Genomic DNA, 17,084 nt, shown 5'->3' on the forward strand with positions numbered 1-17,084 from the left:
CACCCCCTCCTCAACTCCACGCACCTTTATGGGACAGAAAGTTAATCCGATCGGCTTCCGCCTCGCAGTCACCAAAGACTGGCGCTCCAAGTGGTTTGCCACTGGCAAGGAGTTCTCTGATTCGCTCCACAGCGACATCGCCATCCGCAACTACCTCAAGGAGAAGCTCAACGGAGCCGCTCTGGCCAAGATCGTCATCGAGCGTGCTTGGAACCAGGTCCGCGTGACCCTTCACACCGCCCGCCCGGGTCTGGTGATTGGTCGTAAAGGTCAGGAAATCGAGGTGATGAGCCAGAAGATCTCCGAAATGTGCGGTGGCAAGCAGGTCAAGATCGACATCTTCGAGATCAAGCAGCCAGAAGTGGATGCCCAGCTCGTCGCTGAAGGCGTGGCCGTTCAGCTTGAGCGTCGTATTTCCTTCCGCCGCGCCATGAAGCGCGCCGTGCAGACCGCCATGGACCTCGGTGCTGATGGCATCCGTATCCGCGTCGCTGGTCGTCTCGGTGGTGCTGACATCGCCCGCGCTGAGTGGTATCGCCTTGGCAAAGTGCCTCTTCAGACCCTTCGTATCCCGATCGACTACGGCTTCTATGAGGCCCGCACCGTTTACGGCATCATCGGCGTCAAAGTCTGGCTGAACAAGGGCAACGCCGGTGAAAACGGCGCCACCGCCCCCCGCCGTGAGCGTCGCGAGCGTCGTGACGACCGTGGTGGTCCTCCTCGCCGTGGTGAGCGCGCTGTGCGTGATCCCCGTGGTCCCGCCCCTTCAGATGCCCCAGCTCCTGAGGCCGCCCCTGTCGCCGCTGCGTAAGCCGAAGATAAGTATTCCGCCCTTCCGACATCCGTTTTTAGCCCCCTTTCCATCCCATGGCCCTTCTTCCCAGTCGAGTAAAGTATCGCAAAACCCAGCGCGGCAACCGCGGTGGTAATGCCACCAGCGCCAACAAGCTGGACTTCGGTGAATACGGACTGCAAGTGCTTGAGCGTGGCTGGCTGAAGAACAACCAGATCGAAGCTTGCCGCGTGGCCATCACCCGCTTCCTGAAGCGTAAAGGCAAGGTCTTCATCCGCGTGTTCCCTCACAAGCCCGTGACCGCACGTCCGCCTGAAACCCGAATGGGTAAAGGTAAAGGCTCCCCGGAATTCTGGGTGGCCGTGATCCTTCCGGGTCACATGTTGTTTGAAATCTCCGGCGTGAACGAGGCCACGGCCCGTGACGCCTGCCGTCTGGCCGCCAACAAGCTGGGCTTCCGCACCCGCTTCGTGACCCGCGCCATCTCCCATTAATCCCCCTCATCTGACCGACGACTATGAAGATCAAAGAACTCCGTGAGATGTCCGTGGACGAACTCGGTGCCCGCAAGCGCGAGATCCGCCAGGAAATGCTGAACTTCCGCGTCCAGCAGCAGATCGGCCAGCTCGAAAACCCATCCCGTCTGCGCTTCATGCGCCGCGAAGTGGCCCGCATCGAGACCCTCATCACCCAGCGCAAAGCCAGCGCCGCTACCAAGGCTGCCTGATCCTGCCAAGAAACCCTTTTTGAACTGAACGAAGCATCATGAGCGAACCAGCAACCGCCCCGGCCCCGGCCAAAGCTCCCGTGCAGAAGACCCGCGTTGGCGTGGTCGTCTCTGCCAAAATGAACAAGACCATCGTCGTCGAGGTCGAGCGCCGCGTGCCGCACGCCCAGTTCAAGAAGATCGTGCGCAAGACTTCCAAATTCTACGCTCACGACGAAAACAACCAGGCCAAGGAAGGTGACAAGGTCCTCATCGCTGAGACCCGCCCCCTGAGCAAACTCAAGCGTTGGAACCTCGTGGAAGTGCAGAAGCACTAATCACGGCCCGCACGTCCCGATTTTTTAAACCCTATTCTTCCAGGAGGAACCCTCAATGCTTCAGATGGAATCTTCAATCCCGGTGGCTGACAACACCGGAGCCCGTGTGGCCGAAATGATCGGCGTGCTCGGCAAAAAGAACAGCCGCTTTGCCTACATCGGCGACATCATCACCGCCCACGTCCGCGAGTCCACCCCGACCGCCAGCGTGAAGAAGGGCGAAGTCGTCCGCGCCGTGGTGGTGCGCACCGCACACCCAATCCGCCGCAACGACGGTTCCATCCTCCGTTTCGACAAGAACGCCATTGTCATCATCGACAAGGACAACAACCCCAAGGGCACCCGTATCTTCGGCCCTGTCGCTCGTGAACTCCGCGACAAGAACTTCATGAAGATCGTCTCCCTCGCCCCCGAAGTGCTGTAATCATGAGCCGCATCAAGACCCACGTCAAAAAAGGCGACACCGTCGTCGTCATCTCCGGAGCCCACAAAGGTGCTCAGGGCACCGTCAAGGAAGTGCAGCCCGCCAAGAGCCGCGTCCTGATCGATGGCGTCCGCATGATCAAGAAGGCCGTCCGCCCAAGCCAGCAGAACCAAGCTGGTGGCTTCGTCGAAAAAGAAGGCCCCATCCATATTTCCAACGTGAAGCTTGCCGAGGCGCCAAAGAAAAAGGCTCCCGCCAAGAAGAAGGTTGCGAAGAAGTAAGAGTCCCGTTAATTGCTACCCCCCCGGCTCGCCCGTCTCGTCTCCCCGACGAGACCCCGCCAGGGACAGGCCGCACAGCCCAAAACTGAATCCATGACCCCCGTCCTTAAGACACTCTATAGCGAAAAGATTCGCTCCTCCCTCAAGACCCAGCTCGGTGTGGAAAACATCCACCAGGTGCCGAAGCTCGACAAGATCGTCATCAACTGCTCCGTCGGCTCCCAAGGCGAGCGCAAGCAGGCCATCGAAGACGCCGTCAATGAGGTGCAGCTCATCACCGGCCAGAAGCCAGTGATCACCAAGTCGAAGAAGGCCATCGCCAACTTCAAGCTCCGCATCGGTGAAAACGTCGGCGTCAAAGTGACCCTTCGTGGCAACAAGATGTATGACTTCCTCATGCGTCTCGTCCGCACCGCCCTTCCCCGTGTGCGTGACTTCCGTGGTGTCGCCCCCCGTTCCTTTGACGGTCGTGGCAACTACACCCTCGGCATCACCGACCAGTCCATTTTCCCCGAGATCGAGCTTGAAAAGATCAAGCGTTCCCTCGGTTTTGACATCACCTTCGTGACCTCGACCAACAACGACGATCACGCTCGTGAACTCCTCCGTGCTCTGGGCATGCCCTTCCGTGGCAAGATCAACCAGCAGGGCGGGAAAAGCGAAAGCGCAGAAACTGAAGCCGCCGCCGCCTAAACCTCCACCCTGACCTGAACCGTCCGACTCCCACCGAGCCATGACCGATCCCATTTCTGATCTTCTCACCCGCATCCGCAACGCCGCCACCGCAGGCCAGCAGGAAGTTCTCATGCCCTTCTCCAAAATGAAGAGCGAGATCGCCCGCATCCTGCAGGAAGAAGGCTACCTGTGGAGCTATGAAGTCGATACCACCGCTGCTCATCCCCGCCTGAAGCTGAAGCTCAAGTATCAGGGCAAGAGCGCCGTCGTGCGTCACCTCAGCCGCGTGTCCAAGCCAGGCCTGCGCAAATACGTTTCCGTTGACGAGATCCCCCGCGTGCTCGGCGGCCTCGGCATCGCCATCCTTTCCACCTCGCGCGGTCTGATGACCGGCGCACGCGCCAAGAAGGCCAAAGTCGGCGGCGAGCTGCTCGCCACGGTCTGGTAACCCCCAACACGAGAGGAACCCCACACAATGTCACGAGTCGGTAAACAACCCATCTCCCTTCCGGAAAAAGTCACCGTCAAGATCGGCGCTGACCGCTCCGTCCTCGTCGAGGGCCCCAAAGGCAAGCTCAACTGGACCCTTCCTGTCGGCGTCAACGTCGCCACCGAAGGCAAGGAACTCAACGTCACCCGCGAAAGCGAAGACCGCAAAGTGCGTGCCATGCATGGCACCACCCAGCGTCTCATCAGCAACATGATCCACGGCGTCAGCCAGGGTTATCGCAAAGACCTTGAGATCCACGGCGTCGGTTTCCGTGCCGCCGTCAAAGGCAGCGTCATCGATCTCCAGCTCGGCCAGAGCCATGACCGCCTTCATCCGATCCCTGCCGGTGTGAAAGTCACCGTCGCGGAAAACACCAAGATCGCCATCGAAGGCATCGACAAACAGGTCGTCGGCCAGCTCGCCGCTGACATCCGTGCCTACTACCCGCCAGAGCCTTACAAGGCCAAGGGCGTGCGTTATGCAGGCGAACAGATCCGCCGCAAGGCCGGCAAGAGCGTGAAGTAACCCCTGACGAGCACTACGAACATGGCTTTGAATCGCAAACTTATCCGCTCGCGTATCCACGCGCGCATCCGCCAGAAGGTCAAAGGCACCGCAGCCCGTCCGCGTCTCGCCGTTTACTTCTCCAACACCAACGTTTACGCCCAGCTCATCGACGACGAGGCAGGCAAGACCATCGTTTCCGCTTCCACCAAGGAAAAAGGATTCGGCGGCGGCAAGGCGAACATCGCCGGTGCCACCAAGGTCGGCCAGGCTGTCGCTGAGCGCGCCATCGCTGCCAAAGTCGAAGAAGTCGTCTTCGACCGCGGTGGTTTCTTTTACCACGGCAAAGTCAAGGCGCTCGCCGACGCCGCCCGTGAAAAGGGTCTGAAGTTCTAATCCCCCACCGCAACCATTATGGCAGAAGATACACGCAATTCCGGTGAGAGCGACTCCGTCGAAAAAGTCGTTCACATCAACCGCTGTGCGAAGGTCGTCAAAGGTGGCCGTCGCTTCAGCTTCAGTGCTCTCGTCGTTTGTGGCGACAAAAACGGCCGCGTCGGCTGGGGCTTTGGCAAGGCGAACGAAGTCGCTGACGCCATCAAGAAGGCCACCGAGTCTTCCCGCAAGAAGATGAACGTCGTTCATCTGAACAACAACACCATCCCGCACGAAGTCATCGGCGAACATGGTGGCGGTCACATCATGCTGAAGCCAGCCTCCCCAGGTACTGGTATCATCGCTGGTGGTGGTGCCCGTGCGGTGCTCGAAGCAGCCGGCGTCAAGGACGTCATCGGCAAGTCCTTCGGCTCCAGCAATCACGCCAACGTCGTCAAGGCCACTCTGGCCGCCCTCCACGCCCTGCGTCCGAAGGATGAAATCCTCCGTGCCCGTGGCAAAGAGATCAAGGAGCGCAAGGCTCTCTAATCAGATCTCTCATCCTCCACCTCTTTTCAATTTACCGTCATGCGTCTTCACGACACACAACCCCGCCCAGGCGCCGTTAAGCGCAAAAAGCGTATCGGCTGCGGCGAAAGCTCCGGCCACGGCAAAACCTCCTGTAAAGGTCACAAGGGTCAGATGGCCCGTGCTGGCCGCGGTATCCGCCCCGGTTTCGAAGGTGGTCAGATGCCACTCTTCCGTCGTCTTCCTAAAAAGGGTTTCTCCAATGCCCGCTTCCGTGACGTCTATGAGACCGTCAACGTCGGCGATCTGGAAGCCTTTGAAGACGGTGCTGTGATCAACGAAGCTTCCCTCCGTGAGAAGGGCCTCGTCAATCGCGGCTGCGACGCCATCAAGATCCTCGGCACCGGCGAATTGAGCCGTAAGCTGACCGTGGAGATCAAGAGCCTGAGCGCTTCAGCCCGCGAGAAGATCGAGAAGGCTGGTGGCTCCATCGCTGCCTGATCCCCCCGAACCCACACCTTTAGCGGGCCGGTCCCTGCCAACTGTTAAAAGTTGGTCTTGAGACTTGGCCCGCTTTCCTTTATCCCAGCCTCCCTTTTTCCCGTCCCCCGACCATGATTTCCGCCTTTCGCGACAGCTTCAGAGTTCCGGAACTGCGCTCACGCATCCTTTTCACCCTGGCGATGATTGTCATCGTCCGCATCGGCACCGCCATCACCCTTCCGGGCGTGGACGGCAGCGTGCTCGACGAGTGGATCGCCAGCCGTGCTGACTCCGGTGGTGCTGCCGCCCAGGTGGCTGCGCTTCTGAACGTCTTCTCCGGCGGTGGACTGCAGAACTGCGCCATCTTCGCGCTGGGCATCATGCCCTACATCAGCGCCAGCATCATGCTCCAGCTCCTCACGGCTGTGTACCCGCCGCTGAGCAAGATGGCCCGTGAAGAGGGCGGTCGTCAGAAGATCACCCAGTATACCCGTCTCGCGACGATCGTGCTGTGCGTGTTCCAGGGTTACCTGCTGGCAAAGTCCCTCGCACAGCCTGGGCAGAACATCTTCCTCGGCGGTCTTCAGGACGTCATCAACCGCACAGGCAAGCCGCTGGTGCCGGATTACGGCCCCATGTTTGTCATCGTGACCGTCATCACCATCACTGCTGGCACCATGCTCATGATGTGGCTGGGTGAGATGATCACGGAGCGCGGCATCGGCAACGGTGTCTCCATCCTCATCTGTGTGAACATCGTGGCGGACCTTCCAGGTGCCATGGTCCAGGTCTGGCAGACCTACGTCGGCAATGCCGCCAATGACGCCAGCAAGCCCGCGACACTCGTGTTGCTCGTCGCCTTCATGATCATAGTGATTGCGGGGGTCATCGCCATCACGCAGGCCACGCGAAAAATTGTCATCCAGTATGCCAAGCGCGTGGTCGGACGCAAAGTTTACGGCGGCCAGTCCCAGCACCTCCCGCTGAAGGTGAACTACTCCGGCGTGATGCCCATCATCTTCGCGCAGGCCATCCTGCTCTTCCCGGCCCAGATCCTCTCCGCCATCTTCCCTGAAGTGCGCTGGGTGCAGGATTTCTCCGCCCTCATCGGTTCCGGCTGGGTTTACTACGTGCTCTCCGCCGCGCTGATCTTCTTCTTCAGCTACTTCTGGGTCGCCACCATGTTCCAGCCCACCCAGATCTCTGAAGACCTCAAGAAGAGCGGTGGTTACCTCCCGGGCATCCGCCCTGGCAAGCCCACGGCTGACTTCCTGGACTTCACCATGAGCCGCCTCACCTTCGCAGGCGCCATCTTCCTTACCGGCCTCTATGTCATGCCGGCTGTCGTGAGCCGCTTCCTCGGCATCTCCCCGCAGACCGCCCAGTTCTTCGGCGGCACCAGCCTGCTCATTCTTGTGGGCGTGGTGCTGGACGTCATGCGCCAGATCGAAACTTACCTCCTGCAGAGCCAGTATGACGGCTTCCTGAAGAAGGGCCGCATCCGTGGCCGTTTCGACCGCATGGCCCAAACCGGCCAGCAGGCAGACTCCACCACGGTCGTCTGGCTGTGGACCGGCATCGCCATCATCGCCCTCGTCGGCGTCGCTTACTTCATCTCCACCGGCAAGTAAGGCTCTCAAAGCAAAGCGGGCCGTGGCCCACGATCGACATGCTTGGCAACAAGATCCCCATCCGCCACGGTTCCGTGCTGAACGGACTGCGCGCCGCCAATGCGCTGGCGCGTGACATCCTGATCAAGACGGCCTCCCAGGTGGCCGTCGGCATCACCACCGGTGAGGTAGACCGCTACGCCGCCGCTGAAATGAAGGCGCGCGGCTGCAAAAGCGCCTTCCTCGGTTACCGCAAGTTCCCCGGTCACATCTGCATCTCCATCAACGAGGAAGTCGTGCACGGCATCGGCGGACCTCGCGTCATCCAGGATGGTGACGTCGTGAAGATCGATGTCGGCATCGAGCATGACGGCTGGATCGGCGACAACGCCCTTACCGTCCCGGTCGGCAACGTCGCCAAAGAAACACTACACCTCCTCGCCGCCACAGAAGAGTCCCTGCACATCGCCATCCGCCATGCGCGTGATGGCTGGATGCTCGGCGACCTCAGCCACAGCGTGGAAAACCACGTGGTGCAGTATGGCTACACCGTCGTTCGCGAATTCGTCGGCCACGGTGTCGGTCGCAAGCTTCACGAAGAGCCCCAGGTCCCCAACTACGGCCGCAAAGGCGACCGTCCGCGCCTCAAGGCCGGCATGAGCATCGCCATCGAGCCGATGGTGAACATGGGCACCGGCAAGACCCGCGTCCTCAGCGACAACTGGACCGCCATCACCCAGGACCGCAAGCCCAGCGCGCATTACGAGCACGTCGTGCTTATCACCGAGCAGGATCCGGAAGTGCTTACCTTCCGCAAACGCATGTTCCCCAACGGCGTAAATGATCTCACGCCGCTGCCGGTCAGCTCGCTGATCTAAGGTGGTGCAACCTTCCAGGTTGCCCTCCTCATTCGGAAAGATTGCGAACCCGCGAAGCAAGGCTGTGCTCTCAATCCGCCGAGCGGACGATTGGCCCAGCTATCTTTCAAAGCCAGCGAGTGACACTGCACCCGAAGGGAGCGGGGACACTCCTGGCCGCCTCACCATCGCTCTCCCCCGAGCCGCCAGAGATCAATTCACCCGATCCTCGAAAGCAAAGCGGCACCACCTCGAGCCGAGATGATGCCGCCTAACAAATAAAGTGTTTTAGTGCAGACAGAGGTTTGTCAGCCCGTTACTTGGCCTCTTTTTCCTTCTCCTGCTTTTTCTCGATGCTCTTCATGAGCTTGGCATGGTCCTTGACCTTGCCTTCCCAGGTGATGGCCTCGCCTTCCTTGAGCATCTTCTTCTCTTTGGCATCCTTCTCGAGATAGGAACCATCGGTCATCACCTTGGTGCCGTCCATGAGGGTGGCCTCTTCCTTCAGCTCCATGGTCTTGCCGTCCTTCATGACCCAAAGTTTGCCATCCTTCATGGCGATGTGGTTCATCTCAGCGGCCTGCTTTTCCTCCTTCGTGGGTTTCTCAGCGTCCGCAGCCAGGGCGTAGCCCGAAAGACCGAGCGTGAGACAGGCGAAGGCGAGAGTTTTGATCAGAGTTTTCATAGCGTTGTTTGTCAGGTTATTGGTTACGGCAACTTTCGTTGTTGAATGATTGTCCGTGCGTCAGATTCATCGGCCCAACCAAATGTCGTGGCTGCATGAAAGGGAGCGCCGGCGCCCCTATAGTCTTATCAGGTGGCTCGCGCACTGCCGGGTGGCACCTCCCCTATCAGACCGGTTCTCGATCAACTGCCGCCGAACTGGTCGTGCCGCTTGCAGAGGCCGGCGTGATAAAAGTCAGCTGCTGTCATTCGGGCCTAACCAACGAAGCGGAGTGACGTGCAGGCTGTGGATGCGGTGTTCTTTCTCTGTGGCGTCATGTCGCGCATAGTCGAGGAAATTGGGCGTGCACGGGACGCGTGGCATCGATGGGATGAATGGCTGTTTGCAGGGGGCGAATCCCTCCGTCACCGTGCTTCAGTTGGCTCAGGCGGCTCGAGTTCTCGGGGAAGGGTGGACCTTGACGGCCCATGTCCGTAATATCAGTATCCGGAGCTTACTATTTAATGCAGGAGCATTCGTCTTTCAGACTTCCCTGTGCCGGCGCCGCGGAGGTCATGAGAGAGTTTCAAACGAACATATCTGTCGCACGCCAAGGAGCAAACTATGAGCCTTCCCATCTCAACCCAACTGGTCAAGACACCTATCCTCGGCGGACATGAGCCCACCCCGCAAACGCAGAATGTCCAGGGAAAGGATGGAGGCCGGAGTGTCTCCAAGCTCATCCAGCAATTTGAAGGAGAGACGACCAAGACTCCGAAGAGCAAGGGGCCTCCGACCGGCAAGCCGCCGGAGGTTGTCACCCGAGACCGGAGCGTGCGACACGCGACGCCTCCCGAGGGCCTGCAGGGGAGCGTGAGCATCTCCAAGGGGCCGAAGACCGGACCCCAGAACGGACCGACGACGACACCGGAAGTGAGCCCGCCGAAGCCCACCTTTGAGCAGCGAGTGGAGAAGTTCGGCAGCAAGACGGCCAACCTCTACCGGATTGCAGATCTAGGGGTGAAGGTTCCCGAACTGGCGCCGGTGTCATCCAAGGAGGTCTTCGACCACCTGATGAAAATGGACACGGAAGGTGTCATCATGAAGAGCTGGGAGGCCATGAAAAGGAATGGCAAGGTGGATGACGTCAACCTGAAGGCCATCACTGACTCGATCGGCAAGATCTTTGATAAAGGGTATCCTTTCACCACGGAGCAGCGGAAGTGGATCGAGGAGACCATGGCGGGCAAGGTCATCATTGCGCGAAGCACGGGTGATGAAGACAGTGCCGACACACCGAACGCCGGCGGCAACGAGTCGGTCCTGTTTGTGGAACCGAACACGGCTTCCGTCAGCAAGGCAATGAAGGAGGTGGTGCTCTCCTATTTCGGCGCGGACTCGCTGCGCAACCGCATTGTGGGAGATGGCTTGGACAAGGTCCTCACCAGCCTGCCGAAGATGCCGGTGCTGCTGATGGAGATGGTGGCCGAGCCGATCATCGACCCCAGCAAAAAGGATCCGGGCACACGGCCGCCCGTCGGGATTGCCATGTCCACAAACAAAGTGGAATTCACCGGTGGCGAAGATTTCCAATTCGTCTCCATCAGCTCGGCCATCGGCCCGGGTGTCAATGAAGGCAGCGGTCGCATCGAGATCGATGAGACATTCGTGATGCAGGGCAAGGACGGCACGCCGTTGCTCATCTACCAGAAGCCTTCAGTGAAGCAGGAGCGCATCCGCGCGATGAAGGAGGAAGGTGGCAAGATCACCCATCAACTGGTGAAGAACTCCAAAGAGCAGGCTTACAGCCCCAGCCTCTCCCGGGAGGAGGCTCGCTCGCTGGTGACGTCCACCAACAAGATCAAAAGACTGAACGGCGGGGCTACCACGGAAGTGGAGGGTGTGGTGGGCAGTGACAAGCAGATCAACTTCGTCCAGCAACGGCAGATTCCCGATTCACGCTCCAAGGTAGCCCCCACCTATGTCAATGTGGGACAGGCGAAGGATCACTCCAAGGCCTTCAATTTCACCACCGTGGTGCCGAAGTCTGGCGATGCCCTCGTGATTGATGACTGGAGCCAGGTCTGTTTTGCCGAAACAATGAAGGAGGCCGAGGGGCTCTTTGACTGGACAGGTCAGAAGCACAAGATCGTCATCGTCCGCCAGCCTGACTGCTCCAACAGCCATCCTGCGGTGAACTTCGGCAGCTTCAAGACGGGCACGGGCAAAGACAAAGTAGCGAGCCCGATTCCCTGCCTGGTTGTTGGCAATTACGCAGAAATGCTGGCCATGAAGAATGAGGCCCTGTCTTCCACCAGGCCTCTGGTGATCGACGGGCAAACCCAGAAAGCCTTCGTCTGGACAGACGGTTCCTTCGTGTCCGGCACCGCCATTTCCCAAGGCCGAATCTCCCACCACATCGGTCTTGAGACCGGCACCACGGGTGAAGGTGTGGAGGCGCTCGTCGGGAAACTCAAAACGACTCCGAGCGACCAGATGGGGACGCTCAAGGAGGAGATGGCGACTGTTCTCAAGCAGTACGAGACCCAGATCCATGACCTGGAGGCTCAACTGAACGATAACGAGGACACGATCCACAATTCCGAAGGTCTGCTGTGCCAGCTCCAGACCATGAAGGACAACTTTGAGGCGGTCAGAGGAGCCTTTGCCAAGGTGCTTGCAGGGAAAGACCAGTACACCTTTGAGCCGGGATCACACGGGCGGCTGCTTCTGGTCAAGTTTCTCGAGTCCAGCCTGCACGATATCGAAAGCTTCCCGCAGCTGATCGAAGCTGAGAAATCCGCCTCCAAATACCTGGAGGCGATGAAAGGCTCGAAGCTCGAAAATCCGACGTTTGGGGACCAGGTCGGCGCCGTGAAGGACGGGCTCACCAGCCCGATGATGATGCGTTGGAAACGCTTCCTGACACTCGCGGAACAGTCGGGACTCAGCCAGAAGGAGATCACCGACTTCAAGAAGATGGTGGAGGATATGGACAAGATGGGCGTCACCGCCATCTGGATGTCCACCGTCTTCGACAAGATGTATGACAGGCTCCTTCCCAGCAAGGAAAGCCTCAAAGGTGAGTCGGCCCTGCCCCATGCCAAAACCCTGCTCCAGGCACTGGTCAAAGACTACGAAACCACAGCGCCGTTCCTGCGTACCCAGCAGGCCTTCCAGAAGAAGCTCGAGGACGCAGAACGCGGCGTGGCGGACTTCTCATCGAAGTCAAAGTATGAGAAGGCATTCGCCAATCTGAAGGGCCTTGCCGAGACCTTTATCAAAGAGCCCTGGCCGGACGACCTGGACAAGAATCCGCTGAAGAAAGCCGCCCAGATCGAGTCCCTCGGTCGCATGATCGAAGTCTACGACAGCAGCATCAAGGCACTCAAGAACAGCGATTTCGACACGGCCGAGCTGTTGCAAAAAGAACTCGAAATGCTGGATACGTTCAAGGCGATGTTCGAGAGTGTGTTCATCAAGGCGGACCTGCCTTCCGGCAGCCCCATGCCAAAGTCTACGTATGTCGGCAAGCTGGATCAAGCTTACAAGGGGATCAAGAGCCAGGTCAGCGACCAGACCACCAAGAAGGAGACGGAAAACCTCAAGGCACAGTCCCGCTGCGGCCCCACCTTCAACGTCACCAACAGCCTCTACAACAACCGGGCCAAGATCATGCCTGGCAACGTGGAAGAGATGTTCACCACTCTCCACCAAAGCCTGGAGGACATTCGCGGTGGCCTCATGGCCTCCGGCGGCTCCGTTCGCGATATCGATCTCCCCCAGGAGATGGTCGACGTCCTCTCCATCATCCCCGACCTGGCACGGGTGACCCCGATGGGAACCCCGCCCCATTGGGTGGGCCGGGAAATCACCTCCACCGGCGTCAGCTACACGCATAACCTGATCGTCAACGATCACGGTGTCAAAATCCGCACGCAGTACGAAAAACCCACGCCAGAGCATCCCAAAGGGCGCACCACACTCGAGGTCGACTTCTATGCCGACAACACTGGAGGCCGGCTGCAAAACCTCGCCAAACTGGCCAGGCAGATCAGCCCGGGCGTCGAGGCCGTCTGGGGCGCCCAGCAGTTCAAAGCCAAGTTTGATCTCGGCACCATGCCGGACCTTCAGACCTTCTCAGGCCACCTCCAGAAGATCATTGATCTCTCCGTGTCCATGAATGCCGGGCCCCTGGGCCGCACCGTGCACCACAACGAGCTCGCGCCCAGCAGCGGTGATCTCGACACCCGCCGCCGTCATGTGCTCAACGACTTCCTCAATGTGGTCTTCGGCGCACCTCCCAAAGTCAAAGTCAAAAGCGGCACGGATGCCCCCTTCGTCAACACCACCAAATTCGACATCAAATTTGGTTATCCAAAAACGTTCAGCTTCGTGGATGGCCGGACCACCCACACACTGGACCTCTCCCAACCCGACTTCGGCCTCAAGAAAGCCGTCTTCGACAAGATCCCTCAAGACGTGCTGAAACAGGCCAACCAGGCCATCCTCGACGGGCCCACCAAGTTCAGCTTCAAACGCAACGGCAAAACCTACCCCATCGACCTAACCAAGAGTGATCTCGGCCTCACCGGCACTGCCATCGCTAAATTGGGCCTCAACAAGCAGCATCTCGCCGCCTTGGGGGCGGACCTGCGGAAAACCTTGAATGTGGCCAGATCAGACGTCGACCGGGATTCCGAGACCAGCCTCAAGTCCACCTGGCGCACCCAGGTGTTCGGCAGATCCACCGCCTACACCACCAACAGCAGCCCTCCGGGACTGCTCCTGTGGAAGGCCGTCACCGAAGTACAAGGCGAACCCCGGACCGAGGAGATCCAGGTCGTTGACAACACCCTCGCTGCCACCCTCCAAACCAAGCTCAAGCTCGATCAGGCCCGGGAAAAGTTCCTGCAAGAAGGCAGCCCCCCCTCGCTCACAACCAAGCAAGACTACCACAGGCTCCTCCAAGAGTACCACACCGGGCTGCAAAAGACCTTCGTCGTCGCCGAAGGCTTCTCCTACTGCAAGACCAAGGAGAACAAAGCGCTCGTCATGGAGCTCGTCATCTCCAGCAAAGCCGAGCTGGGGGTGATCGCCTCCGAACTCGCAGGTCAAAACCTCAAACCCGTGCTCCTCACCCTCAAGGAAAGAGCGCGGCTGCCCTTCTTTGACCTCAATCCGAACGTGCGCAACGAGGGCAAGCCCGTCTCAAAAACCATTCAAGAGCGCGCCAAGCTCGACCGCCCGCAGGAAGACCGCGGCAAGGTCGGAGAAAGGATCAGCACCCTGAACCAAAGCATCCTCGACGCCACCAGCTCCCTCACGGACAAGAGTGCCATTGACAACTACTCCATGGCCATGGGCGTCCTGGCCAGCTCCACCCATTTGATCCCCGAGTCTGATCTCTCCAGGATCGAGTCCACCTGGAAGACAGACCGCCCCAAAGCCATCCAGGAAATCCTCAAACTCGACTTCGTCTCCACCATTTCCGATGTGGACGCCATCACCAAGGCCGGCGGCACCAAAGTGGGCCTGACCAATGGCGGCGCGGACTGCTTCATCAACAGCTCCCTCCAGCTCGTGGCAGGCATCGGCGGGCTGACCGTGCCCAAGGACATGCCCCGCCTTGGAAACTTCCTCACCGGCAACATCCAAAACGGCGGCGACTGCCGCGGCCTGCGTGCCGAACTTCGCACCAAAGCCTTCACTGGTGACCGCGACATTCGTGACGCCATCGTGGATGGCACCGCCGTCTCCCAGCAGGATGCCGCCTCCGCGGTCAGCATGCTGCTTGACAAGATCAAAGCCCCCAAGATCGAGTTCACCAAGACATTCACCCGCAACGACAACGGAGACACGCGCAACGGCTTCAGCCCGCCCACCCACATCCTCACCCTGCAGCTCCCCAGAGATCCCGGGCAGCGCACTCTTTCACAGGTCTTCACCTCCAACCTCACCTCCCAGGTCGAAGTCGGCGGCTGGCCTAACGAAGTGCGCAACAAACAAGCCACCCAGACTCTCACCCTCAAAGGCCCGGCGCCAGACTCCACCGTCATCTCCCTCTCACGGTTCACCTACACCCCGCTCGATGGCGCCGCCAAACGACGGGATGTCATCACCGGGCTGACCAACCCCATCACCCTCACCGACGACCAAAACCGCAACGTCCAGTACCAGGCCAACTCCATCATCTGCCACATCGGCACTGGCGTGGAATCCGGCCACTACGTCACGTATCGGAAGGAAGGCGCGAACTGGCTGCTGTTCAATGACAACAGCGAGGTCGGCGTCCGGGTGGATCTCAATACCCCGCCGCACAAAGACAGGATCGAGCGTGACTCCTATGTCGTCGGCATGGCCAAGGTCGGCGTGCCGTTCACTCCGCCAACGATCCCCGTTGATATGGAGGCCATCCCGCTACCGGTGCCATTGGTGCCCGTTTCATCGGTGAGCACGGGTATCACCACACCCATCACGGGCTCGGTCACACAGGTGCAGTCCGGACCACAGACCGTGACACCCAGCACGGTGACACCATGGACGGTGACCCCGTGGGTCGCGTCCAAGGATCTCGGGCTTCAAACCAAAGATTTGGTTACGCCAAACGTCCTCTCCTCTCCGACCCGTCCGCAAACGGGGATTCATGAGTTTCACACGAAGGCTTTCAAGGCCATCGCTGACAAGGGCATCGCGTTCCCAAGCCCCAGTACTGTGAAGACCGGTGACCGCTTCACCGGGAAGGTGACCATTGAGGGCAAGGAACATGACTTCACCGCCACCGCCAAGAAGGCCAAGGGCAGCGGCGCCGTCATCTGGACGGTGAGCCTCTCCCAAACCGGCGGCAGCTCTGCCCCGACCGAGTTCGTGATCAAAACCAATCCCAAGAAACTCGCGAGTGATTCTTCCGTGGAATTCGCCGCGCTGGCCACCCAGAAAGACCTCCGGGAGGTGCAGGTGCTGGAGCACATGTCTGGAAACGAGCATGCGCTGCAGTTTCACGGCGCCTACTCCACGTCTGACGGCACTCTGATCTGCGGGATGGAAAAAGCGCAGCAAGACATGTCCGTGGTTCTGGACACACGGGTGGAAGCCCGCACCACCAGCTCACTCGTGCCCTCCAGTGTGGACAAGCAGCTCCTGGAGATGTCCCAGGCTCTACGGGACATCCATGCCACCGGACAAGTCCATGGTGATGTGAAGCCGGACAACTTCATGGTGGGCTCCGACGGTAACGTCCGTGTCGGAGATTTCGGCGAGTGCTACGTGGATAGTGACACCACCCGAGGCAACAAACTGAAAGATGATCTGCAGAACTTTGCCACCATGGCCTTCAATCTCCGCAGCGGACAGCGGATCGCGACTGACAAACTGCCTGAGGCCATTGAGAATCAGCAAAAGGACATCCGAGCGAGCTTCGAAACGAAGATCCTGGAGATGGACCTCGCTCTATCGAAGCAGATCAGTGACCTGGAAACACTCAACGCTCGAGATCCTGGCCTCGTTCTATTGAAACAACAGCGGCTGGATCTGGCGGATCCCACCAAGAGGCTGGACACCATCCTTCAGCTCTCCGGCGGCAAACTGACGGACGAGACCGTGCGCTCCTATTTGATCAACGATTTGCTGCTGAAGACGGTGCAAGACTCCGCGCCTACTTTTGACAGCATGAACAAAGTCTCCACCCAGCTGGCCAAGCTGGTCGCGCGGTGAGCAGCTCAGCGGATGGAGTGATGAAGTACTGGATGCAGATACTGCAACACTCCATCACTCTTGTGCGAACTCCCCACCTTCGACTCCCGATCTCGAATGAACCCTGACACCAAATTGCTTCACGCCCTCGTCAACGAGTACGCCGGATACGTCGGCATGAGTCCGCTGTCTCTCGATGGGGCCGGCCGCTGCAGCCTGCTGTTTGATGACAAATTCAGCGTGACCATGGAGTGTCATGAGGAGACCGGCTCGCTCGTCATCTTCGCCGAGCTGGGCTCCATTCCCGCGGACCAGGAGCTGGACTTCTGCCGGAAGATGCTGGAGGGAAATCACTTCTGGCGCCACACCGGCGGCCTGGGCACCCTGGCCCTTGCTCCGGAGGTCGATTCCAGCCTGCCGCGCACTGCCACGCTCCTGTATCAGACGCCGATCCAGAGCCTGGACTACGGAACCTTTCAGAACCGCCTGTCTGACTTCGTCGACACCGCCGAAGCCTGGATGGACTACCTCAGCAACTTCGAGCAGCGCAGCGAGTCCAATGAAGAGCCCATGCCAGAGACGTGGATGGGTGGACCGATGCTTCGGGTTTGAGGGAAAGCTCACCCACTCAGCGCCTCAATCACCTGCCCGCAGGGCATGACAA

Annotated in this window: 18 protein-coding genes; 16 read left to right on the forward strand and 2 right to left on the reverse strand. The window is 59.5% G+C overall.

From position 1 onward, the window contains the following. Positions 1-28 precede the first annotated feature (28 nt). The 14 genes from rpsC to map all read left to right on the forward strand — a co-directional run bounded on the left by rpsC (position 29) and on the right by map (position 8,085). Entirely contained in the window at positions 29-811 is a 783-nt protein-coding gene (gene rpsC, locus BGE01nite_RS03180) for a 30S ribosomal protein S3 (protein ID WP_146848816.1), read from the forward strand. A 56-nt stretch (positions 812-867) separates the two neighbouring features. Continuing rightward, positions 868-1,287: a 50S ribosomal protein L16 gene (gene rplP / locus BGE01nite_RS03185; protein ID WP_146848817.1), complete on the forward strand. Its 420-nt coding sequence runs from the start codon at positions 868-870 to the stop codon at positions 1,285-1,287. A 23-nt stretch (positions 1,288-1,310) separates the two neighbouring features. After that, on the forward strand, positions 1,311-1,520 hold the full coding sequence (rpmC, locus tag BGE01nite_RS03190) for a 50S ribosomal protein L29 (protein ID WP_146848818.1): 210 nt from the start codon (positions 1,311-1,313) through the stop codon (positions 1,518-1,520). Between the two features lie 38 nt (positions 1,521-1,558). Then, positions 1,559-1,837: a 30S ribosomal protein S17 gene (gene rpsQ / locus BGE01nite_RS03195; RefSeq protein ID WP_146848819.1), complete on the forward strand. Its 279-nt coding sequence runs from the start codon at positions 1,559-1,561 to the stop codon at positions 1,835-1,837. 55 nt (positions 1,838-1,892) lie between these two features. Next, complete coding sequence (gene rplN / locus BGE01nite_RS03200) at positions 1,893-2,261, forward strand: 50S ribosomal protein L14 (RefSeq protein WP_146848820.1); 369 nt, start codon at positions 1,893-1,895, stop codon at positions 2,259-2,261. Positions 2,262-2,263: 2 nt separating this feature from the next. Beyond that, positions 2,264-2,542, forward strand: coding sequence for a 50S ribosomal protein L24 (rplX, locus tag BGE01nite_RS03205; RefSeq protein WP_146848821.1), 279 nt, complete (start codon positions 2,264-2,266; stop codon positions 2,540-2,542). Between the two features lie 93 nt (positions 2,543-2,635). Beyond that, on the forward strand, positions 2,636-3,235 hold the full coding sequence (gene rplE / locus BGE01nite_RS03210; RefSeq protein WP_146848822.1) for a 50S ribosomal protein L5: 600 nt from the start codon (positions 2,636-2,638) through the stop codon (positions 3,233-3,235). A 40-nt stretch (positions 3,236-3,275) separates the two neighbouring features. Next, positions 3,276-3,665: a 30S ribosomal protein S8 gene (gene rpsH / locus BGE01nite_RS03215; RefSeq protein WP_146848823.1), complete on the forward strand. Its 390-nt coding sequence runs from the start codon at positions 3,276-3,278 to the stop codon at positions 3,663-3,665. A 27-nt stretch (positions 3,666-3,692) separates the two neighbouring features. Then, on the forward strand, positions 3,693-4,232 hold the full coding sequence (gene rplF / locus BGE01nite_RS03220; protein WP_146848824.1) for a 50S ribosomal protein L6: 540 nt from the start codon (positions 3,693-3,695) through the stop codon (positions 4,230-4,232). A 21-nt stretch (positions 4,233-4,253) separates the two neighbouring features. Further along, on the forward strand, positions 4,254-4,607 hold the full coding sequence (gene rplR, locus BGE01nite_RS03225) for a 50S ribosomal protein L18 (protein WP_146848825.1): 354 nt from the start codon (positions 4,254-4,256) through the stop codon (positions 4,605-4,607). Positions 4,608-4,625: 18 nt separating this feature from the next. Then, the gene (gene rpsE, locus BGE01nite_RS03230; RefSeq protein ID WP_146848826.1) at positions 4,626-5,135 is read left to right on the forward strand and encodes a 30S ribosomal protein S5; all 510 of its coding nucleotides are present in this window, start codon (positions 4,626-4,628) and stop codon (positions 5,133-5,135) included. Positions 5,136-5,174: 39 nt separating this feature from the next. After that, a complete protein-coding gene (gene rplO / locus BGE01nite_RS03235; protein ID WP_146848827.1) occupies positions 5,175-5,615 on the forward strand; it encodes a 50S ribosomal protein L15 in 441 nt (146 codons plus the stop codon). 113 nt (positions 5,616-5,728) lie between these two features. Further along, positions 5,729-7,228 carry a preprotein translocase subunit SecY gene (gene secY, locus BGE01nite_RS03240; protein WP_146848828.1) on the forward strand — a complete coding sequence of 500 codons (1,500 nt, stop codon included), beginning with the start codon at positions 5,729-5,731 and terminating at the stop codon, positions 7,226-7,228. A 38-nt stretch (positions 7,229-7,266) separates the two neighbouring features. Beyond that, on the forward strand, positions 7,267-8,085 hold the full coding sequence (gene map / locus BGE01nite_RS03245; RefSeq protein ID WP_146848829.1) for a type I methionyl aminopeptidase: 819 nt from the start codon (positions 7,267-7,269) through the stop codon (positions 8,083-8,085). A 295-nt stretch (positions 8,086-8,380) separates the two neighbouring features. Here the strand turns inward: map and BGE01nite_RS03250 are convergent, their stop codons facing one another. Together BGE01nite_RS03250 and BGE01nite_RS29685 are read right to left on the reverse strand one after the other, a co-directional pair. After that, positions 8,381-8,749 (reverse strand): DUF6799 domain-containing protein, encoded by a 369-nt coding sequence (locus tag BGE01nite_RS03250; RefSeq protein WP_146848830.1) that lies wholly within the window; start codon positions 8,747-8,749, stop codon positions 8,381-8,383. A 234-nt stretch (positions 8,750-8,983) separates the two neighbouring features. Then, on the reverse strand, positions 8,984-9,112 hold the full coding sequence (locus BGE01nite_RS29685; protein WP_281292027.1) for a hypothetical protein: 129 nt from the start codon (positions 9,110-9,112) through the stop codon (positions 8,984-8,986). 240 nt (positions 9,113-9,352) lie between these two features. Here BGE01nite_RS29685 and BGE01nite_RS03255 point away from each other — a divergent pair, with 240 nt between their 5' ends. Both BGE01nite_RS03255 and BGE01nite_RS03260 read left to right on the forward strand, forming a co-directional pair. Beyond that, complete coding sequence (locus BGE01nite_RS03255) at positions 9,353-16,441, forward strand: protein kinase domain-containing protein (protein WP_146848831.1); 7,089 nt, start codon at positions 9,353-9,355, stop codon at positions 16,439-16,441. A 96-nt stretch (positions 16,442-16,537) separates the two neighbouring features. Further along, positions 16,538-17,032, forward strand: a complete 495-nt coding sequence (locus BGE01nite_RS03260) for a type III secretion system chaperone (RefSeq protein ID WP_146848832.1) — start codon at positions 16,538-16,540, stop codon at positions 17,030-17,032. Positions 17,033-17,084 lie beyond the last annotated feature (52 nt).

This window comes from Prosthecobacter gellanilyticus, from assembly GCF_007992435.1.
Lineage (GTDB): Bacteria > Verrucomicrobiota > Verrucomicrobiia > Verrucomicrobiales > Verrucomicrobiaceae > Prosthecobacter > Prosthecobacter gellanilyticus.